Source organism: Mammaliicoccus sciuri (assembly GCF_025561425.1).
Classification (GTDB): Bacteria; Bacillota; Bacilli; order Staphylococcales; family Staphylococcaceae; genus Mammaliicoccus; species Mammaliicoccus sciuri_A.
This window is the reverse complement of record NZ_CP094824.1, coordinates 1,282,105-1,306,782: the sequence shown is the minus strand read 5'-3', so window position 1 is coordinate 1,306,782 and position 24,678 is coordinate 1,282,105. Positions and strand designations below refer to the sequence as shown.

General features: G+C 32.2%; 23 protein-coding genes, 1 pseudogene and 2 other annotated features. Of the genes and pseudogenes, 1 reads left to right on the top strand and 23 read right to left on the bottom strand.

Annotated features, from left to right (window positions below; all coding sequences use genetic code 11):
• Positions 1–204 precede the first annotated feature (204 nt).
• The 21 genes and pseudogenes from secDF to MUA60_RS06650 all read right to left on the bottom strand — a co-directional run bounded on the left by secDF (position 205) and on the right by MUA60_RS06650 (position 19,818).
• Positions 205–2,496: a protein translocase subunit SecDF gene (secDF, locus tag MUA60_RS06750; protein WP_262650354.1), complete on the bottom strand. Its 2,292-nt coding sequence runs from the start codon at positions 2,494–2,496 to the stop codon at positions 205–207.
• A 169-nt stretch (positions 2,497–2,665) separates the two neighbouring features.
• Positions 2,666–2,929, bottom strand: a complete 264-nt coding sequence (gene yajC, locus MUA60_RS06745) for a preprotein translocase subunit YajC (RefSeq protein WP_025904259.1) — start codon at positions 2,927–2,929, stop codon at positions 2,666–2,668.
• Positions 2,930–2,941: 12 nt separating this feature from the next.
• The gene (gene tgt / locus MUA60_RS06740) at positions 2,942–4,081 is read right to left on the bottom strand and encodes a tRNA guanosine(34) transglycosylase Tgt (RefSeq protein ID WP_262650352.1); all 1,140 of its coding nucleotides are present in this window, start codon (positions 4,079–4,081) and stop codon (positions 2,942–2,944) included.
• 15 nt (positions 4,082–4,096) lie between these two features.
• Positions 4,097–5,122, bottom strand: coding sequence for a tRNA preQ1(34) S-adenosylmethionine ribosyltransferase-isomerase QueA (queA, locus tag MUA60_RS06735; RefSeq protein ID WP_262650351.1), 1,026 nt, complete (start codon positions 5,120–5,122; stop codon positions 4,097–4,099).
• A gap of 16 nt (positions 5,123–5,138) precedes the next feature.
• Positions 5,139–6,119 carry a Holliday junction branch migration DNA helicase RuvB gene (gene ruvB, locus MUA60_RS06730; protein ID WP_394812743.1) on the bottom strand — a complete coding sequence of 327 codons (981 nt, stop codon included), beginning with the start codon at positions 6,117–6,119 and terminating at the stop codon, positions 5,139–5,141.
• A 28-nt stretch (positions 6,120–6,147) separates the two neighbouring features.
• The gene (gene ruvA, locus MUA60_RS06725; RefSeq protein WP_025904263.1) at positions 6,148–6,738 is read right to left on the bottom strand and encodes a Holliday junction branch migration protein RuvA; all 591 of its coding nucleotides are present in this window, start codon (positions 6,736–6,738) and stop codon (positions 6,148–6,150) included.
• Between the two features lie 14 nt (positions 6,739–6,752).
• A complete protein-coding gene (locus MUA60_RS06720; protein ID WP_058592080.1) occupies positions 6,753–7,214 on the bottom strand; it encodes an ACT domain-containing protein in 462 nt (153 codons plus the stop codon).
• A 12-nt stretch (positions 7,215–7,226) separates the two neighbouring features.
• Positions 7,227–8,516: a GTPase ObgE gene (gene obgE, locus MUA60_RS06715; RefSeq protein ID WP_262650348.1), complete on the bottom strand. Its 1,290-nt coding sequence runs from the start codon at positions 8,514–8,516 to the stop codon at positions 7,227–7,229.
• A 2-nt stretch (positions 8,517–8,518) separates the two neighbouring features.
• The gene (locus MUA60_RS06710) at positions 8,519–9,049 is read right to left on the bottom strand and encodes a Spo0B domain-containing protein (RefSeq protein ID WP_262650347.1); all 531 of its coding nucleotides are present in this window, start codon (positions 9,047–9,049) and stop codon (positions 8,519–8,521) included.
• Between the two features lie 193 nt (positions 9,050–9,242).
• Positions 9,243–9,527, bottom strand: a complete 285-nt coding sequence (rpmA, locus tag MUA60_RS06705) for a 50S ribosomal protein L27 (protein ID WP_025904267.1) — start codon at positions 9,525–9,527, stop codon at positions 9,243–9,245.
• 10 nt (positions 9,528–9,537) lie between these two features.
• Entirely contained in the window at positions 9,538–9,858 is a 321-nt protein-coding gene (locus MUA60_RS06700) for a ribosomal-processing cysteine protease Prp (protein ID WP_262650345.1), read from the bottom strand.
• 3 nt (positions 9,859–9,861) lie between these two features.
• Positions 9,862–10,170: a 50S ribosomal protein L21 gene (gene rplU, locus MUA60_RS06695; RefSeq protein WP_016911517.1), complete on the bottom strand. Its 309-nt coding sequence runs from the start codon at positions 10,168–10,170 to the stop codon at positions 9,862–9,864.
• A gap of 11 nt (positions 10,171–10,181) precedes the next feature.
• Positions 10,182–10,255, bottom strand: a sequence feature (ribosomal protein L21 leader region).
• Between the two features lie 59 nt (positions 10,256–10,314).
• On the bottom strand, positions 10,315–10,818 hold the full coding sequence (gene mreD, locus MUA60_RS06690; protein WP_262650343.1) for a rod shape-determining protein MreD: 504 nt from the start codon (positions 10,816–10,818) through the stop codon (positions 10,315–10,317).
• Positions 10,818–11,675, bottom strand: coding sequence for a rod shape-determining protein MreC (mreC, locus tag MUA60_RS06685; RefSeq protein ID WP_262650341.1), 858 nt, complete (start codon positions 11,673–11,675; stop codon positions 10,818–10,820). Before mreC ends, mreD begins: the two co-directional genes overlap by 1 nt.
• 101 nt (positions 11,676–11,776) lie before the next feature.
• Entirely contained in the window at positions 11,777–12,220 is a 444-nt protein-coding gene (locus tag MUA60_RS06680) for a DUF4930 family protein (protein WP_037588438.1), read from the bottom strand.
• Between the two features lie 522 nt (positions 12,221–12,742).
• Positions 12,743–14,477 (bottom strand): annotated as a pseudogene (locus MUA60_RS15600) (ABC transporter ATP-binding protein).
• Positions 14,474–16,213, bottom strand: coding sequence for an ABC transporter ATP-binding protein (locus tag MUA60_RS06670; protein WP_262650339.1), 1,740 nt, complete (start codon positions 16,211–16,213; stop codon positions 14,474–14,476). Before MUA60_RS06670 ends, MUA60_RS15600 begins: the two are co-directional and overlap by 4 nt.
• A 273-nt stretch (positions 16,214–16,486) precedes the next feature.
• Positions 16,487–16,765 carry a hypothetical protein gene (locus tag MUA60_RS06665; RefSeq protein WP_262650338.1) on the bottom strand — a complete coding sequence of 93 codons (279 nt, stop codon included), beginning with the start codon at positions 16,763–16,765 and terminating at the stop codon, positions 16,487–16,489.
• A gap of 44 nt (positions 16,766–16,809) precedes the next feature.
• On the bottom strand, positions 16,810–17,526 hold the full coding sequence (gene radC, locus MUA60_RS06660; protein ID WP_037588446.1) for a RadC family protein: 717 nt from the start codon (positions 17,524–17,526) through the stop codon (positions 16,810–16,812).
• Positions 17,516–18,241 (bottom strand): prepilin peptidase, encoded by a 726-nt coding sequence (locus MUA60_RS06655; protein ID WP_262650337.1) that lies wholly within the window; start codon positions 18,239–18,241, stop codon positions 17,516–17,518. Before MUA60_RS06655 ends, radC begins: the two co-directional genes overlap by 11 nt.
• Before the next feature lie 179 nt (positions 18,242–18,420).
• A complete protein-coding gene (locus MUA60_RS06650; protein WP_262650336.1) occupies positions 18,421–19,818 on the bottom strand; it encodes a YfcC family protein in 1,398 nt (465 codons plus the stop codon).
• 274 nt (positions 19,819–20,092) lie between these two features.
• Between MUA60_RS06650 and MUA60_RS15430 the strand changes: the two genes are divergently transcribed.
• On the top strand, positions 20,093–20,290 hold the full coding sequence (locus MUA60_RS15430) for a DUF3969 family protein (protein ID WP_316964784.1): 198 nt from the start codon (positions 20,093–20,095) through the stop codon (positions 20,288–20,290).
• A gap of 230 nt (positions 20,291–20,520) precedes the next feature.
• Here the strand turns inward: MUA60_RS15430 and MUA60_RS06640 are convergent, their stop codons facing one another.
• Entirely contained in the window at positions 20,521–21,783 is a 1,263-nt protein-coding gene (locus MUA60_RS06640) for a bifunctional folylpolyglutamate synthase/dihydrofolate synthase (protein ID WP_262650335.1), read from the bottom strand.
• An 8-nt stretch (positions 21,784–21,791) separates the two neighbouring features.
• Positions 21,792–24,422, bottom strand: coding sequence for a valine--tRNA ligase (locus MUA60_RS06635; protein ID WP_239739217.1), 2,631 nt, complete (start codon positions 24,420–24,422; stop codon positions 21,792–21,794).
• A gap of 40 nt (positions 24,423–24,462) precedes the next feature.
• Positions 24,463–24,675: a binding site (T-box leader), on the bottom strand.
• Between the last annotated feature and the right edge of the window lie 3 nt (positions 24,676–24,678).

The following is a 24,678-nucleotide window of genomic DNA, read 5'->3' as shown; positions in this document are numbered from 1 at the left end:
CTTTCTCTACTAAACAAAAAAACATAATTAAAGAGTATGTATGAATAAAATGACAGTTGTTAGTTACAATTTGTCGGGATTTTGTTACTATGGGTATCCTTAGTTACAATTCTCCGACTTTTGTAATCATGACCGCTTAGTTAAACCTTTATTCTAAAACAAAAAAATACCTGCCCTTTTTAATAAGGACAGGTACTCGATTTATTAAACTAATATTTTTTCATCGTTTGATTTTTTCTCAGTATATACTACTAATTTACCATTTTCTGATTTTTTAAGTTGTCGTTTTTTCAAGATACCCCATAAAGGTACTGCGACGAATATTGATGAGAACACACCGGATACTAAACCGATTAATAGTGCTAATGAGAAGTTGAAGATACTTGATGAACCAAGTATTAATAATGCGACAACTACTATAACAACTGTTAATACGGTATTGATTGATCTTGTCATCGTTTGTCTAATAGATGAGTTAACAATCATATCAACAGTTTCTGGTTTCGTTATCACTTTCACTTTACGTAAATTTTCCCTTACGCGGTCAAATGTAACGATTGTGTCATTGATTGAATAACCAATAATTGTTAGAACTGCTGCAATAAATGTAATATCCACTTCAAGTCTGAATAAACTGAATACCGCTACAATCATGAATACGTCATGTAATAAGGCAAGTACTGCAGTAGTACCCATTCTCCATTCAAATCTAAATGTTACATATAAGACGATTCCTATTGCTGCATATAGCATTGCTTTTAAAGCATTTGCAGCTAACTCTTGACCAACAACTGGTGAAACCGTACTTACGTTTGGATCATGACCCAATGATTTACCAAAGTCAGATTTAATTTTTTGTATTTCAGATTTGTCTAATGCATCTTTAAATTGTATAGTTGCCATTTTGTTTCCAGTTCCACTTGTTGTAACTTGTGACGGATCTAATCCCATATCTTTAAACTGTTTAGAAACTTGTTCAGTCTTGATAGCTTGATCAGATTGTAAGTCAACACGTGTACCACTTGTGAAATCAATACCTAAATTCAATTTAAATATCGATACGATGATGGCACCAACGATAATTGTAATAATACTAAATGTTAATAATGGTTTAGAAAGTTTTACGAAATTAATTTTGTCATAGACTGTTCTTAAATCATGAACATCTAATCTTTCACTAATATCATGTCTGTCTTTCTTAGAAACACCAAACCAATTGTATTTTTTCTTGAAGTAATTTGAGTTTACTAATAAACCTAATAATATTCTTGTGAAGAATACTGAAGTTAGGAAACTCATTAAAATCGCAAGTAATAACATTGTTGCGAAACCTTTTACTGAACTTTCACCAAATACGAATAATACGAGAGCTGCTAAAATTGTTGTTAAGTTAGCATCTAATATCGTAATAAATGAAGAGCCAGAACCTTTTTTGAAGGCTTGTTGTAAAGTCCTTCCGATCCGTAATTCATCTTTTATCCGTTCGTACATGATGATATTAGCATCTACGGCCATACCTACACCTAATACTAAGGCTGCAAGTCCTGGCAATGTTAATACCCCTGAAATAAAGTTAAATGCTACTAATGTTAAGTAAACATATGTACTTAATGTAATAACAGCAACAACACCAGGTAATCGGTAGTAAATGAGCATGAATAGGAATATGATACCTACACCTATTGAAGAGGCAAGTACAGTTTCATCTAATGCATCTTTACCAAATTGCGCACCTACTGATGTAGAATACACTTCATCTAATTTAACAGGTAGTGAACCTGAATTTAATAAGTCTGCAATTTGTTTTGCTTCTTTAACACCTTCTTCACCATTGAATCCACCAGAAATTTCAACATTTTCTGAATTGATTGGTTGGCTTACTGTTGCTGCAGAAATATATTTCGGATCTTTACCTTCTTGCTCTTTCTTAGCTTCTTTCGCGTAACTGTCTCCTTTTTCATAGTCCATCCAAATGACCATTAAATTAGGATTCATTTTAGAAACTTTTTCAGTTACTTCTTTGAACTTTTTGGCATCTTTAAGCTTAAGTGTAACGGCTACTTCGTTTGTATTGTCTTTAAAGCCTTGCTTAGCGCCACCTTGAACTAAATCTTTACCAGATAGTAAAACTCTATCCTTTGCATCTCTGATTGTTAAATTCGCTTGTGTAGAAAGCACTTCTCGAGCTTCATTCTGGTCTTTAATACCAGCTAATTGAACGCGAATACGATTACCTTCCTCAACTTGAATTTTCGGCTCAGAAACACCCAATACGTTTACACGTGATTCTAAAGTCTTTGCAGTAGATTTAACCGCATCATTATCAATCTTATCACCTTTTTCTAAAGGATTAACTTGATATAATACTTCAAAACCACCTTGTAAGTCTAGACCTAAATTTACATTCTTTGTTATATCTTTTGTTGTTGATCCTATTAAACTAAAAACCAACACTGCAAGAAGTAAAAAGGCTATAATTCTACTCCGCTTTTTCACGATAACACCTCTTACATATATTTAATTCACTATATATGTTATAGCATACATCAACTATAGTTGAATAGCCATAACATTCATGAATGAAAAAAAGACATGGATAACCATGTCTTTTAACATCAAATATGATACATAATATTAAACCAATTTCCTAAAAAAGTAAACTATTTTAGGAAGGGTCTACTTGTTTGATAGCTGGTTTTTCAAATGTAATTTCGTGTCCTTTATCGTTTACAGAAACAACAACGATAGACTCATCAACTGCTCTAACTGTACCTTTGATACCGCCGATTGAAGTTACTTTTTGGCCAACTTCTAAACGGTTTAATAATTCACGATGTTCTTTTGCACGCTTTTGTTGTGGTCTAATCATTAAGAACCAAACAAGCGCAAAAATTAAGATAATAGGTAATAATTGTACTAATACTTCCATATTCAATCTCCTTTAAAAGTTTTTGGGGTTATCTACATTTAGTCCATACTGCTCGAAAAATTCATCTTTGAAATCAAGTAATCGATCTTCTCTTATTGTTTGGCGAATGTTCTCCATAAGTTTTAATAAGAAATACAAATTATGATATGTAGTAAGACGAATTCCAAATGTTTCATCTGCTTTAATCAGATGACGCAAATATGCTTTAGTATAGTTTCTACATGTATAACAATCACACTCTGGATCAAGTGGAGATAAATCTTGCTGATATTTAGCATTTTTTATAACGACTCTACCTTGAGATGTCATACATGTACCATTTCTAGCTATACGTGTAGGTAATACGCAATCAAACATATCGATGCCCCTAATAGAACATTCGATTAATGCGTCTGGAGAACCAACTCCCATTAAATATCTTGGTTTATTAAATGGCATTAATGGCGTTGTGTGTTCAACCATTCTGTACATGACAGGTTTAGGTTCACCAACAGACAAACCACCAATAGCATAGCCAGGAAAATCAAGTGAAACGAGGTCTTTAGCACTTTGCGCTCTAAGATCCTTATATTCTCCACCTTGGATAATACCAAATAAAGCTTGATCTTCAGGGCAACGATGAGCTTCTAGACATCTTTCCGCCCATCTTGATGTTCTCTCAATTGAATTTTTTACATATTCATATTCAGATGGCATTGGAGGACATTCATCAAACGCCATCATAATATCTGAACCAAGATCATTTTGAATATGCATCGCTTTTTCAGGACTTAAGAACAATTTAGAACCATTTAAATGATGTCTAAAATGTACACCTTCTTCTTCGATTTTTCTCATATCACTTAAGCTGAATACTTGAAAACCACCAGAATCAGTTAGTATAGGTCCATCCCAATTCATAAACTTATGTAATCCACCCACTTTAGAAATGATATCACTTCCAGGTTGTAACCACAAATGATAGGTATTACTAAGTATAATTTTTGCTTCCATTTGTTTAAGCTCTTCAGGGCTCATTGTCTTAACGGTTGCTTTAGTTCCAACAGGCATGAACATTGGCGTTTCAAATGAACCATGAGGTGTATGCACAATCCCGAGTCTTGCACCTGATTGCTTACAAGTCTTAATGTGCTCATATGTTACTGCAGGCATATTGTTACTCCTTTTCTATATTAAAATCATTGCATCGCCAAAACTAAAGAATCTATACTTTTCTTCAACTGCATGTTTATATGCATTTAAAATATGTTCTCTAGTTGATAATGCAGATACCAACATGATAAGTGTTGATTTTGGTAAATGGAAATTAGTAATTAATCCATCTATCGCTTTAAATTCATATCCTGGATAAATAAATATATCTGTCCAACCGCTTGCTGCATCAAATTGGTCATTTTTAGAACGAATTGTTTCTAGTGTTCTTGTAGACGTTGTACCTACAGATATGATTTTATGACCACTTGCTTTTACACGGTTTAATAAATCAGCTGTTTCAGCAGTCATTTGGTAATATTCTGAATGCATTTCATGATCATCTATATTATCTACACTGACTGGTCTAAATGTACCTAAACCAACGTGTAATGTAATAAAAGCAATGTGTACACCTTTATCAGCAATTTCTTGTAATAAATGCTCAGTGAAGTGTAAACCTGCTGTAGGCGCAGCTGCAGACCCAACTGCTTTAGCATAAACTGTTTGATATCTATCTTGGTCATCTAATCGCTCTTTAATATATGGTGGTAAAGGCATTTCACCAAGTTCATCTAATCTTTCTTGTAAAATACCTTCATATGAAAGTTTCATAATGCGTCCACCTTGATCAAGTTCTTTGACACAAGTCGCAATGATTTTACCTTCTCCAAATGAAACAGATTGACCAACTCTAATACGTTTAGCTGGTTTAATTAATACTTCCCATTCATTATCTTCTTGTTGCGTTAACATCAGCATTTCTACTTTTGCACCAGTTTCTTCTTTGATACCAAACAATCTTGCTGGCATCACTTTCGTATCATTTAATACTAAACAGTCACCTGGTGAAAGTTGATTGACAACTTCTTTAAATGTTAAATCTTCCAATTCACCTGTTGTTTTATTACATTTTAATAACCTACTGCTTTCTCTATCTAACAGTGGTGTTTGTGCAATTAACGATTCAGGTAAATCAAAATCGAAATCTTCAATATTCACAAACTTTGCCTCTTTCCTAATCCTTTTTAATGTCGAAGTGATCATAACTTAATGCAGTTGCACGACGACCTCTTGGCGTTCTTTCTATAAATCCTTTTTGGATGAGATAAGGTTCATAAACGTCTTCAAGTGTTACACGCTCTTCACCAATCGTAGCTGCTATTGCATCTAATCCAACTGGACCACCTTTATAATTATTCAGGATACAGTGCATAATTTTATAATCTATATGGTCAAGTCCTTCTTCATCTACTTGCAACAAATCTAAAGCATGTTTTGTAATATCTATAGAAATAGCTTCGTCACCTTCTACTTGAGCAAAATCACGCACTCTACGTAATAAACGATTTGCTATACGAGGTGTCCCTCTACTTCGTTTAGATAATTCAACCGTGCTATTTTGATCAATGTCTACTTCAAATACTTCAGCAGTACGCTTTATAATTTCTTGTAAACTATTATCATCGTAATATTCTAATCTAAGATGTACACCAAAACGATCTCTCAAAGGTGCTGAAAGGCTCCCTACACGCGTTGTTGCACCTACTAGCGTAAATGGCGGCAAATCGATTCTAATACTTCTAGCTTCTTCACCTTTACCTACAACGATATCTAAGAAGAAATCTTCCATTGCAGGGTATAACACTTCTTCAACAACTCTGCTTAATCGGTGTATCTCATCTATGAAAAGTACATCTCCAGGTTGTAGCGCAGAAAGTATGGCTGCTAAATCACCAGGTCTTTCAATAGAAGGTCCACTTGCAGTTCGTAAATTAACATTCATCTCATTTGATATAATATGCGCTAAAGTTGTCTTACCTAGACCAGGTGGACCGTAAAGTAAACAATGATCTAAAGGCTCTTCCCTTAACTTAGCAGCTTTAATAAATATATCTAAATTTGATTTAATATTGTTTTGACCAATATATTGATTTAAAGTATCTGGTCTTAATGAAAGTTCACTTTGGATATCATCTTCATGCCCATGTTCATCCATTAATCGCTCATCCAAAAAATCACCTCATTTACTGAATAAGTAATGCTAAACCTCTTTTAACACAAGCATCTACTGAATCAAATGATTCTTTTTCTAGGTTCTTCTTAACTTTTGTAATTTCTCGTTTAGAGTAACCTAATGCTTCTAAAGCTAACAATGCTTCTTCTAATACATCTTGACCGGCATCTTTACTTTCTGGGAATAACTCAGACTCTTCTGTGATGATTAATTTCCCTTTTAAATCAAGAATAATTTGTCTCGCTGTTTTTTTACCGATACCTGGAAACTTTGTTAAATATGATTCGTTTTCATTTTCTATAGCAATTGCTACTTCATTAGGCGTGCTTGTGGCTAAAATTGCTAAAGCTGACTTCGGTCCAATACCTGTCACTTTAATTAAGCTTAAAAACATATCCTTTTCTTCAAGATTCACAAATCCATATAATAATTGGGCATCTTCACGCACAATTAATTGTGTATATACTTGCGTTTCTTTATCTAATTGAGATTGAAAGCGATATGAGTTAGGTGTTTGAATTTCATAACCTATACCATTTGCCTCAACTACAATATGAGAAGGATATAATTGTGTAACGATTCCTTTTATATATGCATACATTTAGACAACTTCCTTTACATACTCATTCCAATAACTTCTACTTCATCAACATATGGACTTTCTTTAATTGCATCCATTAATTCTTCTAATGATAACTCAATATTTGCAGCATTAAGAGAAATTGTAATCGTTGCTCTATCCTTTATTGGTAGACTTTGATGAATGGTAAGAACAGAACCTTTAACTTCAGCAATTTTATTCAAGACAGTTGCGAGCATCCCCACTTCATCTTGTACATATAAAATTAATGTTAAATTTTTGGTCTGTTCTTCTAATCTATCAATCGGAAATATTGTATCTTTATATTTATAAAAAGCACTTCTAGATAAATTAAATTCTTTAACTGCATCATAAATCGTTAAATTATTATTTTTTAATAATGCATTTTTAACTTTGATTGTCTTTTGCACTGACTCTGGCAAAACATCTTCTCTGATTAAATAAAACCTTTTTGTTGATTCATTTGATTTTTTCAATTGGAACACGCCCTATTCGACAAATTCAAATTCTCCACCTAAAATTCTTACAATATCACCATTTGATGCACCACGTTCTCTTAAGGCATCATCAATACCCATTGAACGCATTTGTCTTGCAAATCTTCTAACTGCTGCATCACGATTAAAGTCCGTCATTTTGAATAATCTTTCAATCGAATTACCTGATACAACATAGGCACCATCGTCATCTCTTGTAATAACAAAATGATCTCGTGATTTTTCGTGTTTATATACAACACGATGTACGCCAGTTTCTTCTTCGACTGAATCAAAGTCCATTCCTTCAGTTTCATCTAATAAATCAGCAATTTGATAAAGTAGTTTATCAACATTATGACGTGTAACTGTACTAATAGGAATAATATTAACATCTTCTTGAAGTTGTTCTTTAAACATTTCTAATTGTGTTTCTGAATTTGGTAAATCCATTTTATTCGCAACGACAATTTGTGGTCTTCTAGAAAGATTTTCATTATATGATTTTAATTCTTGATTAATTGTAACATAATCTTCATATGGGTCTCTGCCTTCCATACCACTCATATCGATTATATGAACAATTACTCTTGTACGTTCAATATGTCTTAAGAATTGATGGCCTAAACCAACACCTTCAGAAGCACCTTCTATTAATCCTGGTAAATCTGCCATTACAAAGCCTCTACCATCATTTGTTTGAACAACACCTAAATTAGGTTTAATTGTCGTAAAGTGATAAGCACCGATTTTTGGCTTTGCTTTAGAAACGATAGATAATAATGTTGATTTACCAACGCTTGGATAACCAACTAAACCTACATCTGCCATAAGTTTAAGTTCTAACATAACTTCAAGTTCTTCACCAGGCTCACCATTTTCACAGAAATCTGGTGCCGGATTACTTGCTGAAGCAAATCTTGAGTTACCTCTACCACCACGGCCACCTTTAGCAACTGTAGCGCGTTGACCATGTTCAACAAGGTCAGCTAAAATCTCTTCATTTTCAGCATTTTTAATAATTGTACCAGGTGGTACTTTTAATACTAAGTCGTCTGCTCCACGACCGTGCATATTACTACTTTGTCCATTTTCACCTTTATCAGCTTTAAATTTTCTTTGGAATCTAAAGTCTAATAAAGTACGTAAACCTTCATCTACCTCAAATACGACTGAAGCACCTTTACCACCATCGCCACCTGCTGGTCCACCAAATGGAACATACTTTTCACGACGAAAAGCTACTAAACCGTTACCGCCATCACCAGCTTTTAACGATATTTTGACCTGATCTATAAACATGTTTACACCTCTATTTCTTTTATGTTAATAAAAAATTCTAATTCTATATGATTTTGACTTTCTGATAAAATTTCAACGTTATATTTAGAAAATGATTGTTCAATTTGATTAAGCTCCTGATTAGTCGCACTTAACCAAACAATCATTGTGACAAATTCTTCTTCTACTATAAGACTCATATGAATATTTTTTTCATCCATATCGTTCATCACAACATATTTCAAATCATTAAATATATTTGTTAAAGTATTATCTGTTCTTTCTAAATTCTTTTGATAATAATCGATATTTGAATTGTCAATTTCAAATGTCCATTTAGAGCCTGACAAAGATAGTTTGTATTCAAATACATTATGAACAAATTTTCTACACGGTGCATTTAAAAACAACTGTTCTTGCTTGAGATTTTTGTACAATTCATCAATTAATAAATCAACCTCTTCATGTTTTCCTAACTGTTTATATGTATATAACAATTGGAACTGATTCACAAAATCATGTCTAGACTTTAAATACACATCTAAATTATTCATTCCATCACCTTTATTATCGTTATTCATAACACTCATTATAACATTTTCGTATTATGAATAAAAAAAGGAACTGCATTTCTGAATACCTTCATTATAAATAAAACGTACCATTCATGTTTATATAAATAACTGCCAACATAATGATTGAGGCTGGGACAATTATACATGTCCCAGCCTCATCTAAATATAAAGATTATTCAGCAGCTGCGTATACAGATACTTTCTTTTTGTCACGACCAAAACGTTCGAATTTAACAACGCCGTCGATTTTAGCGAATAATGTATCGTCTCCACCGCGACCTACGTTTTCACCAGCGAAAACTTTAGTTCCACGTTGACGATAAAGAATAGAACCACCAGTAACGAATTGACCGTCAGCACGTTTAGCACCTAAACGTTTTGATTCAGAGTCACGACCGTTCTTTGTAGAACCTACCCCTTTTTTCGATGCGAAAAATTGTAAGTTTAATTTTAACATGAGTTACACCTCACTTGTAATTTAGTTTAATATATTGCCCATATTCTTCTTCGATAGTTTTCAAAGAAACAATAAGGCCTTGTAATAATATTTGCGCTTGTTCATTTTCTAAGTTTACACTACGTATATGAAAATATCCACCGTCGTCACTGTAATCTATATCAGGCGACTCATCAGTTAATCCAATGATAGCATTTGTTGTACCAAAGACAACTGCTGAAGCACCGGCACAGACTAAGTCTTTACCGTATTCACCTGAATCAGCATGTCCAGACATTACAATATCTGTAACTTGCCCTTCTTGATTCAAACTAACATCTACATTAATCATAAATTATGCGTTGATTTTTTCGATTGTTAATTTAGTGTAAGGTTGACGATGACCTTGTTTACGTTTGTAGTTTTTCTTAGCTTTGTATTTGAATACAGTGATTTTTTTACCGCGTCCTTGTTTTTCAACTTTAGCAGTAACTGAAGCACCTTCAACAACAGGTGATCCAACTTTAACTGAATCTCCACCTACAAATAATACTTGGTCAAATGTGAATGAATCACCTTCATTTACGTCTAATTTCTCAACCCAAATTGTTTGACCTTCTTCTACTTTAACTTGCTTTCCGCCAGTTTCAATTATAGCAAACATACTTGCACCTCCTAATTTTTAAGTCACGCCATTCATAGGTGACATACGTACTTTAAGACCTATGATCGAGCGGTTGTATGTAGCTAGAAACTACTCAACTTCAATAGAGTACCACCTACAGCTATTGATGTCAATAATCTTTCATTAATTAGTATTTCTTTCTAATAATTTTAATACAAATGGGAAAATGATAATTAAACATATCAAATTAAATACGACAGTTGGAATTAATCTAAATAGAATAATACTGCCTATATTGATAGAAACAATGCCTAAAAATCCATAAAAAACCATGACCCATATTTCAAGTAATACAACTGAAGATATTAAAAGAATAACCATCATCAAAATATCTCTATAAAATACTTTAAATAGTTTATCCATCATAATGACAAAAATTGCATATCCAAATGTATAGACACCGTAAATACCGCCATAATAAATATCAGTAAATATACCTGTAACGATTGCTAAAATAATAGCAACTTTAGGATTTTTGTATACAGCAATTATGAGCAAGTACAAAAATGTTAATCGAGGCACGATAATAAATGACTCATTAAATAAAGTTAAAGGTGATAAACGTGTTAATAATGAATCTAAGTAAAATAATAAGACACCAATTAAAGGAATAACGTAAAATCTCATTATTCCTCACCACTTTCTTCAGATGAAGGTATCGTTTCTGGATCACGTTTAGCAACGTATACATGGTTTAATTCTTTAATATTTGTAGATGTCTTGATGTAGGCGACTTTAGATAAACCATATTCATCATTTTCTACTTTTTCAACTTTACCAACTAATAAACCTTTAGGAAGTTGATCTCCTAAACCATTTGTTACAACTTTAGACCCTTTTTTGATACTGTATTTATTATCGATATCACTAATAACAAGTAAATCCTTATCTTCGTCATATCGATTAATCATACCAAAGATATTATCATCATCTTGCTGTATATCTACTGAAAGCTTACTCGTTTTAACACTTGTAGATATTAACTCAACTTGTGAAGAAAATTGGTTTGCTTTTTTAATTCTACCTACTAAACCTTCACTCGTAATAACAGCCATATTTTCTTTCATGCCGCTCTTTTTTCCTTTATCAATAATGATTGTATTCATCCATTGATCCGGGCTTCTACCAATTACAGTAGCTGATATTGGATTGAATTGCGAAATATCCTTCATATCCAATTCCTTTTTTAAGGCTTTGTTTTCTTTTTCTAATCTTGCTTTATCAGCTTTAATTTGATCTATACTTTTTACTTCTTCTTTTAGTTTATCAACGTCTTCGTCTGAAGTGAAAATTCCAGAGAAGAAATCAGAAACAAAAGTAACTGGATAAGATACGATTCTTCCACCAAACGATGATGTATCACTCGCATATTGTTCACTAAGCGATGCAGATTGTGCTCTCACTGAATAACCAACAATTACAATTAATAAAACCATAGAAATTAGAAAAATCATTATTTTATTATTTTTAAAAAAATTCGACAATCCAAACACCTCTTAATCTTCAAATGACTCATTAACAATGATATTACTATTTTAGCTTACACAGCACTTTAAATAAAGTAAGAGACTGCCGAAATAAAAATTTAATACGCAGTTTTAGGTAATAATTCTATATTTGAGTGCATAGCACTTAAATCATTCATTAAATCTTGTTCTGTTTGATACACATACATCTTTGGTTCACCAAATTTATATAGGATATACTCTGTTCCTCTTTGCCCTGCAACATAGTTGTCGTCATATCCCATACGTTCTAGTCCTGAAACATCCATGAATTCACTTTTATTAATCCAATTAAATGCTTGTTTAGTCTGACCTAATGGCACATTTTGTAATAATGGATTATCTTCAATTTTGTAAGTTGCATTTGCATGTTGTGGAGCCATTTCTTCAGTTGTTTGTTCATTACTATGATCAAATGGGTTTAAATCACTCAATGCTGGTACGTTTCTATATACAATAACAATGATAATGACAATTGCTAATAATGCTAATAAATTTCTAATTAATCTAAATAACCATCTCAAAATTATAGACACCTCTCATTCATTTATATTATACGAGAATTGCTCAAATAACATCATCGGGCTTTAGACCTAAACCTTTAATCATTCTGTAGTCTGATGTAATTATTTGTTCTATTCTTTATAATGAATTCAAGAGGTGATAAATTTGGAATTAATATATATATTTTTAGCTATCTTGTTTTTAATTATCTTTTTTAGATTTTTCGTTGGACTATTAAGAGTTGTAATAAAATTAGCAATCATCGCTTTAGTTATTTACTTCATATATCAAGGCGTACTTTACTTTATGTGACCGCAATGATGAGTTTAAAAAATATAAAACAATAGGAGCGGGACAGAAATCTAATTTGAATAAAAAGATTTCGTAGTCCCGCCCCGGCAAAGATGACTAGAATTGAAAAAAGCTTGATACAAGCGCATTTTCAATTCAGTCATCTACTGCCAAGATACTGAAATAGGCCGAGACATTACATTATGTCTCAGCCTGATTGTTTTTGTTTAGCATGATTAATCTGTTAAAGACTATATTTGATACATGTTGTAATATTGTCCTTCTAACTTGATTAACTCATCATGATTCCCTTTTTCAATGATGCGACCTTTGTCAAGAACAATAATTTGATCGGCATTCTTAATCGTTGAAAGTCGGTGTGCAATAATAAATGATGTTCGCCCTTTAGCCAACACAGTCATTGCTTTTTGTATGATTTCTTCTGTTTCAGAATCAATACTTGATGTCGCTTCATCTAAAATCAAAATTTCCGGATCAAATGCAAGTGCTCTCGCAAATGAAATGATTTGTCGTTGTCCAGAACTTAATGTTCGACCTCTTTCAATAACTGGCTCATCAATACTTTTTTAAAGTGTTCTAACACTCTATCTCCACCTACAGCATTTAAACTTTCAACAGCTTTTTCTCGTGTTATTTTTGGATCATCTAATGTAATGTTGGATAAAATAGTCCCTGTATATAAGTATGGATCTTGTAATACAATGCCCATATGTTTACGCATATCTCTTTTATCAGTCTTAATGGTCGGTACACCATCAATTTCAATTGTTCCATTAGTAGGATCATAGAATCTGAATAGTAAATTCATGATAGAACTTTTCCCTGATCCTGTATGTCCAACTAACGCAATTGTTTGTCCTTTTTCGACTTCTAAATTGATATTTTCCAATACATATTCACCTTCATTATAAGCAAACGATACATTGTTAAAATGTACATGACCTCCTATTTTTTCAGGCAACTGGATTTTATGTTCTGGCATCTTTTCTTCAGATACATTCATCATTTCAAATACTCTTACGCAAGAAACTATTGCTTGTTCTAATTGTCCCAATACATTTAATACGCCAAACAAAGGATCAAATAATCTTGTGATATAGTTTACAAGTATATATAACGTACCAACTGAAATTGCGACTGAAGAATTTAGAAATTGTGTTCCAAATACGACAATCAACATTAAAAACACAATACTTCTAATCGTACTTAACAAGTTATGTTCTGTCAGTGAATCAAATTGTATGATTTTTTTATAATTGTTTAAATATGCTTGATTCATTTCATCGAAATCATTCATAATTTGTTTTTTCTTGTTTAAAGGCTTGAATGATATTCATACCATTTATAGATTCATTGATAAGTGCATTCATATCACTGTTTTTTTCACGAATGACATAGTTGTATTTACCTGTTACTTTTTTTGTACCACAACAACCAAAGCATGACAAATGGAATTGTAACCAGCGCGATGAGTCCAATTTTTGTATTAATAAAGAATATCGCAATAATGACACCTATCATCGTGATAAAAGCCGAAATAAAGTTTGGTAATATAACAGTGAATAGTTCGAGTATCATTTGTGTATCATTCGTTATTCTAGCTACTACTTTTCCAGCTGGTAAATTATCAAAGTATTTAATCGGTAACTTTTGAACGTGTTCAAAGAGCTTAATTCTTAACTCTTTAATAACATCTGATCCAGCGCGTTGCAGTACAAGTGTTTGAAAACAACTTAATATCGCATGAATAAGTGACACAACAAAGAACAAACTCAATAATAGTAGCACTGGTCGTAATTGTATGATTTGTGAAGCAGATGTTTTAACATAATGATCAATAATATACATCGCGACCAATGGACCTAATAATTCAAACCCCACTGCTCCAATTAAAATAACAATACCAATGATGAATCTTTTCTTATATTTGCTAACAAATGGAAAGAGTTGATTTACAATACTCACTTGCTATACACCTCCTTCAACCGTTGTCTTTCAAATTGAGATTTGTACCAACCATTCATTTGGAGTAATTTGTCATGCGTACCTGACTCTGTGATTTCTCCATGATCCATTACAACAATTTGATTTGCATGTTTCACACCTGATAATCGATGTGTCGCAATAATGGTTGTTTTACCTTGTCTATATTTTTGTATATTTTGAATAATTTTCTTTTCGGTTTTTGCATCAACAGCAGATAGTGCATCGTCTAAAATTAATATTTTAGGATCCATAATCAATGCTCTAGCAATCGCTATTCTTTGCTTTTGACCTCCAGAAATAGCTATACCTTTTTCTCCTACTAAGGTTTCCAATCCTTGTGGTAAACGTTCGATATCTTTTTCAAAGTATGCTAATTTGATCGCTTCTTCGATTTCATTATCAGTAGCATCCGATTTTCCAAATCTAATATTATCTCTAATAGATCTAGAGAATAAAATGTTCTCTTGAGATACATAACCAATTAAACTTCTTAAATCACTTTTTGAAATTTGATTAATATTAGTATCTCCAAGTACGATTTCTCCATCACCAGTAGGATATTCTTTCAAAATTTGTTTGATTAACGTCGTCTTACCAGAACCAGTTGCGCCGACAATACCTAAAGTTTCACCTTTACCTAGTATGATATTGATGTTGTTTAAGTTAATAGATTCACTTGATGGATATTTAAACACAACAGAATTCATACCAATATCATGTGAAGACATGCCATTATTTTCTACATCTAGTACAGTTTCCGCTTCATTTAACGTTTCTTCAACACGATCTATAGACGCATTTCCTCTTTGCATAATATTAATCAAAATACCAACTGAAAACATTGGCCATACAAGCATATTTAAATATACGGTAAATGAAATCAGTCCACCAATTGTCATTTCTCCACTGTTAACGAGAAAAGCTCCATAACCTATTCCAATAACTTGACTCATGGCCGTTATAATAATCGTTATTGGCTGAAAAAATGCATCCATCTTTTCAACATTCATAAATTTTTCTACGACACTTTCAGTCATATTTTTAAAATCTTTGTTGAGTTTATCTTCTTGTACATACGCTCTCGTAACACGAACACCTTCAATTGACTCAAGAACAGTGTCATTCATATCACCAAATGATTTTTGTGATATTAAATATCGTTTATGGATTCTTTTACCTAATTCAATTTCTAATATGGCTAGTAACGGTAATGGAATTAGTGCACATAAAGTAAGTTTCCATGACACTGTAATACCCATTGTTAATATAATCGTTCCCATAAATGTCGTAGAATCAATTAAAGTTAAAATCCCTATCCCTGCAGTATTTCTAATTTGATTCAAATCGTTTGTAGACTTTGCCATCAAATCTCCAGTTCGATTTTTCTCAAAAAATGTTGGACTCATTGATAAAAATTTTTGCATCAATTTACGTCTCATAATTGATTCAAGTATTTGAGAACCTGAAAAATTTAAAGTTCTCCAAATATAATTCACGATATAAGCTAAAATTAATACAATTATAAATATAATTACTAATTGATGATATATTTGTTCAGTTAAAGAACAGTCACTTATCTTATCTATAGTTTGCCCTACTATCCAAGGTGGCAATACTTCAATAACATTTGCAATAAGTAAAAGAATAATTGCAATCGTATATCTCTTCCAATGATCTTTAAAAAACCACATTAACTTTTTAATTGCTTGAAACATGTTGTCCCCCCTTGACCCCTATCATTAAACACAAAAAAGCACACGCATCCTTAAAGAAAGCGTGTGCTTAAATTACATTCTAAAGGAAGTGAATATACTATTCCCTAATGCTTCATATTTAACGTAGGGGTAGTGATGTATGATGTTGTTTGTTTATAAAATCTTCTTCTGATGTTTCTCATAAGTCACTACCTCCTCTCTCGTAAATTTAAATTAATGATAGCCTTTTCAAAAATTATTGTAAATATAATAACCGAAAATTTACAATTTTATTTATTTGTTTAATATTTTGTTTAAAATGAATAATGTAATTGAAACGAGAATACCCCAAGCAATTCCTGCCACAATTGAACCAAGTATTAAATTAATTGAAAGTGCAGAACCATCTTTTGTTAAAGTAAGAATAATGGACGCTAAGAAAAAGCCAATGATGCCTAACACCAACGTGATGCCATAGTCTTTTCTAACAATTGGTCGCTTTTTCTTGCGTTGAAATAAAGAAATGATAAATAGTAACGGTAATACGACAAATATGAACGTTATGATTTGCAAAATAAAAACTCCTGACTCATTTTTAATTACATTATAACATTGAATCATTCAGTTATATTATTAATTTCTAAGTCTTCACGCATGATATAGTCATTTTCAAATATACTAATAAATTCTCCATCACCAATGATAATATGATCTAATAAATCGATACCCATTAAATCACAACAATATAAAATTCGCTTAGTCGTTTTAATATCTTCTAATGATGGTGTCGGATCACCACTTGGATGATTGTGTGCAATTACAATTGAAGCAGCAGAATGCTTAACTGCCTCTCTTAATAAATCTCTCGGATGAACAACCGCCATATTTAACGATCCAATAAAAATCGATTGTTCATGTATAATTTGATTCTTTGTATTTAATAATAAAGCCACAAAGTGTTCTTGCTTTAAATATCTTAATTTTTCCATTAAATAATCTGCAACATCTTGTGGTTCATTGATTTCTACTTTGTCGAGAACAGTATTGCTATGCATTCTTTTAGCTAATTCAATAACTGCTAAAATAGTAATTGCTTTAGATTCACCAATACCATTAACACTTAGCAATTCAGATAACGTTAAATGTCTTAGCTCTCTAGTATTTTCAACTAAATTCAATACTTTATTCGCACATTCTAGACTGGAATATTGTTTGCTTCCAGAATTAATTATGATCGCTAATAGTTCTCTATTTGTTAATTTATCCGGACCATATGATTTAAGTCTTTCTCTCGGTTTATCTTCATGTTGTAAATCTTTAATTTTAATAACCATAGTAGCCTCCTAAAAAATAATCATTAAGTTGAGTTTGGAATAATTGTACAAATATAACTGCAAGTGTCATAAAAGGAACGAGTGGTACTTTTTGAATTTTATTTCGTGTGATACATACATAAAGTGTGATCAATACACCCGCAAATATAAAAGTAAACATAAAACATAATATAAAATGTGATATCGTCAAAATTAAACTGAGTAACGAAAATAATTTAATATCTCCATAACCTAGCCCTCCTCTTGATATGAAATATAATGTATGCAAAATCATTATGATAAACAGTGCGTAAAAAAATTGTTCTCGCGTTATTCCAAATAAATAAATGCTACATACTAACATAATGATGAGCATATGATTCGGAATGACAAAATGATGAAAATCATAAATAGTTAAAGGTATTAAAAATATTATTAAGAAGTAATACAAAAGAGGATTTAGTTGAACTGTTGAAAGAATGGGAATAAGAAATAGTATGCCTAAAAGGACTTCACAAATTAATAAACTTATTGGAATATCCTTCTTACAATAACGACATTTACCGCGTAATGCTAAATAACTTACAATGGGTATTAAATCTATCGGTTTAAGTGATGTAAAACAGGATTCACAAACAGAACGCTTCGTTAACAAATGAAAGTTCACTTTCTTCACACCCGTAAGTTGATACATATAACTTGCAATGATTGTACCGAATATAAACATTTTAAACATGCTTTTTAACTCCTTTTTGATATAAATTAATATACCAAATAACACCTCAATATTTATAATCGCATTTTGTTAGTAAATAGCTCTAATACTTTTAAACGCTTTATAAATCCATTAAAAAAAACTTGAAAAACATCTAAAAATAGCATGTGTTTTTCAAGTTTTGTATAATTTTTAAAATTTTAATAACCTAGGGATAACGCGATAAAAATACCAACTAAGCATATAACTACCCAAAGTAATAATAACTTCCAAATAAATTTAACCCAAGTTGTATAAGAAATACCTGCTACAGCTAATCCACCCATTAACGAAGCTGATGTTGGGAAAATACTATTACTTACTGCATCACCATATTGGAAGGCAATTACTGCCATTTGTCTATTGATATTTAATAAATCAGAAATAGGCACCATTAACGGCATGGTAGTCATTGCTTGACCAGAACCAGATGGGATAAAGAAGTTCAGGAGCATTTGTATGATAAACATCATCCCTACCGTAATACTTGCTGGCAAATCTTGAATTGTATTTGTTAAATAATAAACGATTGTGTCGATAATTTTACCATTTTCTAATACAACGACGATTGCTTTAGCGAAACCAACAATTAATGCTCCAAACAAAATAGACTGCATACCCTCGATTAAAGCGTCGAAAGTACCGTTAAAACCAAGACCAGCAATAAAACCTGCCAATAATCCGACAAGCAAGAAATTGGCACTCATTTCATTAAATGACCAACCGAATGTGAAAATGCCAAATACGTTAAAACATATTGCACTGACTAATAAAATTAAACAAAACATTTGTCGCTTTGTAAATCTACCTATCTCTTCTTGTGGTTCTATTTGATCCTTTTCTTGTTGTTCTAAGTCGTATACTAAACTTTTCTTTGGATTCTTTTTAACTTTTCGAGCGTAAAACATAACATATACAATACCAACAATTAATACACAAATATAAATTATCGTTCTAAATTCCCATCCTGAAAAGAGTGGAATTTCTGCAATCTGTTGAGCAACACCAACTGTAAATGGGTTGAGCATTCCGCCCAGAAAGCCAGCAGCAGCACCCATGATAATCATTGCAGCACCTGTCATTGCATCATATCCGACCGCTCTAGCAATCGCTATACCGATTGGAACAAAAATAATCGTCTCTTCAGCTAAACCTATAGAGAAACCAAGCAATGAAAAAATGAACATCGTTAATGGGATCATTAACTTACCATTTTTACCAAGCTTATTCATCGCGGCATTGACGCCATTGGTAATGGCACCTGTCTTATGAATAATGCCAAATGCACCACCAACTAAAAATATGTAAAAGATACTATCAGCACCACTGATTAATCCTTCAGGTATTGATCTAAATATTTCTAAAAAGCCAGAAGGTTCACTATCTACTAAATGATATGTACCCGAAACAACCTCTTCCCGGTCATTAACAGACTTCCTGTCAAATTCCCCAGAAGGTATCACATATGTCAGTAAACAACTCATAGCAATAATGAAAAGCAATATAGCATATGTATGAGGATTCTTGAACCTTATAAATTTTCCAACTATATCTTTCAAATTAATCCCCCCTATTTATAAGTACCATCATACACTATTATCAGAAAATATTGAATATTATATAAAAATCTTCGATTTTGTTCGCGCATGCTTGCCTAGGGTATGGTTCGAGCCTGTAGTCTCTCACTCATACAATTCCCTCAGGCGTCAGCACGTTACAAAATCGTTATTAATACTATCGTTTAACTTTTAAAAACTCTTATAAAGTTTTAATACCCTAAAAAATATAAGTTATTGAGATATATGATAGATGATTTAAAATATAGATTGACTAATGGTATACATAGATAATTATCAAATAATTAAACAAAGGTGGAGTTATATAATGATTACATTTAAAAATACAAAGGAGCTAGAAAAATTTACACTTATTACAATGCATGGACTATTTAACCAAATTAGATTAAATCTCATAACTATCGAAAATGCAGAGCATATTTTATTTACAACTTACATAATGAATAAGTTGTAAATAAAATAATGTTTCGGAAGAAATTTTAAGTTTAGTACATGAAGGTACCGAACTTGAAGACCTAAAATCTTTAAATATATTATCTGATGAAGAATTATCAAGATTAATTAATGAATCAGAACGTTTATTAAAAAATTATCATGCAATAATTAATTCTTCATAAAAAATATTAGAACATACCTATGCATAAAAAAATGCCAGCAAAGTCAATGACTTTGCCGGCATTTTTATTAATCTTTAAATAATTTTCTTACTTCACTAATAAAGTATAAACTTCCTGTTACAACGAGTAATTCTCCGTCGTATTGTTCAATAAATTGAGGATAGTCTTGAACTTTTTCAATATGGTGGTGTTCTAAATAATCGTATACTGCATCTATTGGTAATGCTTTTGGAAAATCAAATGTTGTCACATAAAATCTATTGGCAATTTCTTCTATGCTATTCATCATTTTCCCAATTGGCTTACCGTCTATCGCTGCAAATAATACATCGATTTTTTTGTCTGAATAGTATTGTTTTAATGTATCTACTAACGCATCAATACTTTCTCTATTATGGGCACCGTCTATTAAAATGAGTGGTTCTTCTTGAACTTTTTCAATTCGACCTGACCATGTTGTATGTTCTATCGCATCAATCATTGTATTAAAGTTTAATTGAATCATACCTCTTTGATACATTTCAATAAGTGTTGTGATCGCTAGTGCAGCATTTTCATGCTGATGTTGACCTATCATTTTGAGTTGAATGTTTTCTAATTCATAACTACCATATCGATACGTAAATTCAGTATCATCTGACAGTACATGAAAATCGCGATCTAATTCTAGACCTTTATTGTAATTTTTCTCAACTACTTCTCTAACGAAATGTAACGCATCTTTAGGCTTAATGGCATATACAAGCGGAACACTTGGTTTAATGACACCAGCTTTCTCTCTTGCAATATCCATATACGTATCGCCTAAAATATTCGTATGATCTAAACCGATACTTGTTAACACCGTCATTATTGGTTGAAATACATTCGTTGAATCATTTAAAGCACCTAATCCCGCTTCGATGATGACAAAGTCTACAGGATGTACTGTACCAAAAAATACAAACATCATTAATGTAATGATTTCAAATTCAGTAGCTGGACCTAAATCAGTTTCAGATTCAAGTCGTTCAGAGATTGGTTTAACTATCTGAACTAACTCAACCAATTCGTCATCAGTAATTGGTGTTCCATTAATACTGATTCTTTCATTGAAAGTGACTATAAATGGCGATGTGAAAGTACCGATTTCATAGTTATTAGCTACTAGGGCTTCTCTTAAATAACTGACAGTTGAACCTTTACCATTTGTACCGACTACGTGAACTGCTTGAATCTTTTCTTCAGGATTACCTAATTTGTCGAGCATCCACTTCATTCTTTTAACGCCTGGTTTAATACCGAACTTCGTGCGTTCATGTATCCAGTGTAAACTATCTAAATAATTCATAAGATTTCCTAGCCTTTCAGTTGTTCAATTCTTGCTAATACACCATCATATTTTTCTTGATAATTAACTTTTTTATCTTTTTCTTCGTTAATAATCTTTTCAGGTGCATTTGCAACGAATTTTTCATTACTTAATTTTTTATTAACACGATCTAATTCTTTTTGCCATTTTTGAAGTTCTTGTTCAAGTCTTTCTATTTCTTTATCCATGTCAATTAAACCTTCTAAAGGTAATACAACTGTCGCACCAAATACAACTTCAGTCATTGCTTTTTCTGGTATATCAACTTTCGTATCAATCACTAACTCACTTGGATTACAGAAACGCATTAAATAATCTTTATTGTCTAAAAGTTGTTTTTTCACTGTTTCATCTTTAGCTTCAATGTGAATTGGTACTTCTTTAGACATTGGCGTATTCACTTCTCGACGTGCTTGTCTTACAGATTTAATGATTTCAACTAATAGTTGCATAGATACTTTACTATTTTCATTTGATAATTCTGGTCTTACTTCAGGCCATGAAGCTTGAATAATTGTTTCACCTTCATGTGGTAATGCTTGCCAAATATGTTCTGTTACGAATGGCATTAATGGATGAAGCATACGCATTGTTTGATCTAACGTATAAGCTAATACTGAACGTGTCATTTGTTTTTTAGCTTCGTCATCACCATTCATTGGTATTTTACTCATTTCGATATACCAATCACAGAATTCATCCCAAATGAAGTTATATAATACACGACCAACTTCACCGAATTCATATTTATCACTTAAATCCGTAACGTTCGCAATTGTTTCATTTAATCGTGTAAGAATCCATTCATCTGCAACTGATTTTTCACCAGATAAATCTATATCTTCAAATTTGAAATCTTCGCCGATATTCATAATGCTGAAACGAGACGCATTCCAAATTTTATTGATAAAGTTCCATACCGCTTCAACTTTTTCAGTAGAATAACGTAAGTCATGACCTGGAGATGAACCAGTAGCTAAGAAGTATCTTAAACTATCTGCACCATATTCATCAATTACATCCATTGGGTCAACACCATTACCAAGTGATTTACTCATTTTACGGCCATCTTCAGCTCTTACTAAACCATGTAGTAAAACGTCATTGAACGGCTTTTTACCTGTAAATTCTAAACCTTGGAAAATCATTCTAGATACCCAGAAGAAAATAATATCATAACCTGTTACTAACGTATTAGTTGGATAGTAACGTTTGAAATCTTCATTGTTTTCATCTGGCCAACCTAATGTTGAGAATGGCCATAACGCAGAACTAAACCATGTATCAAGAACATCTTCATCTTGAGTCCAGTTCTCGATATCTGCTGGTGGTTCTTCACCAACGTATGTTTCGCCTGTTTCATTATGGTACCATGCTGGGATTTGATGACCCCACCATAATTGTCTTGAAATTGTCCAGTCACGAATGTTTTCCATCCATCTATTGAATGTGCCTTCAAAACGTTCTGGTACAAAGTTAATACGACCATCTGTATCTTGATTGTCTAATGCTTGTTTAGCTAATGGCTCCATTTTAACAAACCATTGTGTAGATAAATAAGGTTCTACTACTGCGCCACTTCTTTCTGAGTGACCAACAGAATGAACATGTTCTTCTATTTTAATTAATTCGCCAGTTTCTTTTAAGTCTTCGATTAATTGTTTACGGCATTCAAAACGATCTAAACCATTATATTTACCAGCAAGCTCATTCATTGTACCGTCTTCATTCATAACATTAATTTTTTCTAGTTGATGTCTTTCACCAATTTCGAAGTCATTAGGGTCATGAGCTGGTGTAACTTTCATTGCACCGCTACCGAATTCAATATCAACATAGTCATCACCAATAATCGGTAATTCACGGCCAATAATCGGTAAGATAACTGATTTACCAATTAAATGTTTGTAACGATCATCATTTGGGTTAACAACGATTGCTGTATCACCTAACATCGTTTCAGGACGTGTCGTTGCAATTTCAATTGCGCCTTCACCGTCTTTAAAAGGATATTTAATATGATAGAAATGACCTGTAATATCTTCGTGAATAACTTCAATATCAGAAATAGCTGTTTTAGTTTGTGGATCCCAGTTAATAATTCTTTCACCACGATAGATAAGACCTTTGTTATACATATCAACAAACACTTTTTTAACTGCTTGAGATAAGCCTTCATCTAATGTAAAACGTTCACGGCTATAATCTAATCCTAAACCTAATTTAGCCCATTGAGCTCTAATAAAGTCAGCATATTCTTCTTTCCATGACCAAGCATGTTCAAGGAATTTTTCTCTTCCTAAATCGTGTCTCGATAAACCTTGTTCTCTTAATTTACCTTCAACTTTAGCTTGAGTCGCAATACCTGCATGGTCCATACCTGGTAAATACAATGTGTCATAACCTTGCATTCTTTTCATTCTTGTTAAAATATCTTGTAAAGTTGTATCCCATGCATGTCCTAAATGCAACTTCCCTGTTACGTTTGGTGGCGGAATAACAATTGTGTATGTTTCCTTTTCTTTATTTTCACTTGGCTTAAAATAATTATGATCTAACCAAAATTGATAACGGCCTTCTTCAACCTTTTTAGGGTTATACTTAGGTTCCATTTCCATTAAAATCACTCCCTTTATAATATAAAAAACCCGTCCTAATAAATAGGACGGGTTAAACCGTGGTACCACCTAAATTCAATATAATCACTTATATTGCACTCTAACGATTATCGCTCGCACACGCATTAACCTACTTAGTTTCAATTAACGTTCAATTTAAGGCTACCTTCAATCATCATTAATATGCATTTACACCAACCATGCACTCTCTATCATTAATCAATGATTTACTCTTCCTTGATAAATATTCGATTAC

Bases quoted from the DNA above. Each gene is read 5' to 3' on its own strand.
- MUA60_RS06655 (WP_262650337.1), bottom strand. From the start codon at position 18,241: ATGTTTAAAATGTTTATATTCGGTACAATCATTGCAAGTTATATGTAT.
- mreD (WP_262650343.1), bottom strand. From the start codon at position 10,818: ATGAGATTTTACGTTATTCCTTTAATTGGTGTCTTATTATTTTACTTA.
- rpmA (WP_025904267.1), bottom strand. From the start codon at position 9,527: ATGTTAAAATTAAACTTACAATTTTTCGCATCGAAAAAAGGGGTAGGT.
- MUA60_RS06700 (WP_262650345.1), bottom strand. From the start codon at position 9,858: ATGATTAATGTAGATGTTAGTTTGAATCAAGAAGGGCAAGTTACAGAT.
- MUA60_RS06710 (WP_262650347.1), bottom strand. From the start codon at position 9,049: ATGAATAATTTAGATGTGTATTTAAAGTCTAGACATGATTTTGTGAAT.
- rplU (WP_016911517.1), bottom strand. From the start codon at position 10,170: ATGTTTGCTATAATTGAAACTGGCGGAAAGCAAGTTAAAGTAGAAGAA.
- yajC (WP_025904259.1), bottom strand. From the start codon at position 2,929: ATGGAAGTATTAGTACAATTATTACCTATTATCTTAATTTTTGCGCTT.
- tgt (WP_262650352.1), bottom strand. From the start codon at position 4,081: ATGCCTGCAGTAACATATGAGCACATTAAGACTTGTAAGCAATCAGGT.
- radC (WP_037588446.1), bottom strand. From the start codon at position 17,526: ATGGTTATTAAAATTAAAGATTTACAACATGAAGATAAACCGAGAGAA.
- MUA60_RS06670 (WP_262650339.1), bottom strand. From the start codon at position 16,213: ATGTTTCAAGCAATTAAAAAGTTAATGTGGTTTTTTAAAGATCATTGG.
- obgE (WP_262650348.1), bottom strand. From the start codon at position 8,516: ATGTTTATAGATCAGGTCAAAATATCGTTAAAAGCTGGTGATGGCGGT.
- MUA60_RS15430 (WP_316964784.1), top strand. From the start codon at position 20,093: ATGGTATACATAGATAATTATCAAATAATTAAACAAAGGTGGAGTTAT.
- MUA60_RS06635 (WP_239739217.1), bottom strand. From the start codon at position 24,422: ATGGAAATGGAACCTAAGTATAACCCTAAAAAGGTTGAAGAAGGCCGT.
- ruvB (WP_394812743.1), bottom strand. From the start codon at position 6,119: ATGGATGAACATGGGCATGAAGATGATATCCAAAGTGAACTTTCATTA.
- MUA60_RS06640 (WP_262650335.1), bottom strand. From the start codon at position 21,783: ATGAATTATTTAGATAGTTTACACTGGATACATGAACGCACGAAGTTC.
- ruvA (WP_025904263.1), bottom strand. From the start codon at position 6,738: ATGTATGCATATATAAAAGGAATCGTTACACAATTATATCCTTCTCAT.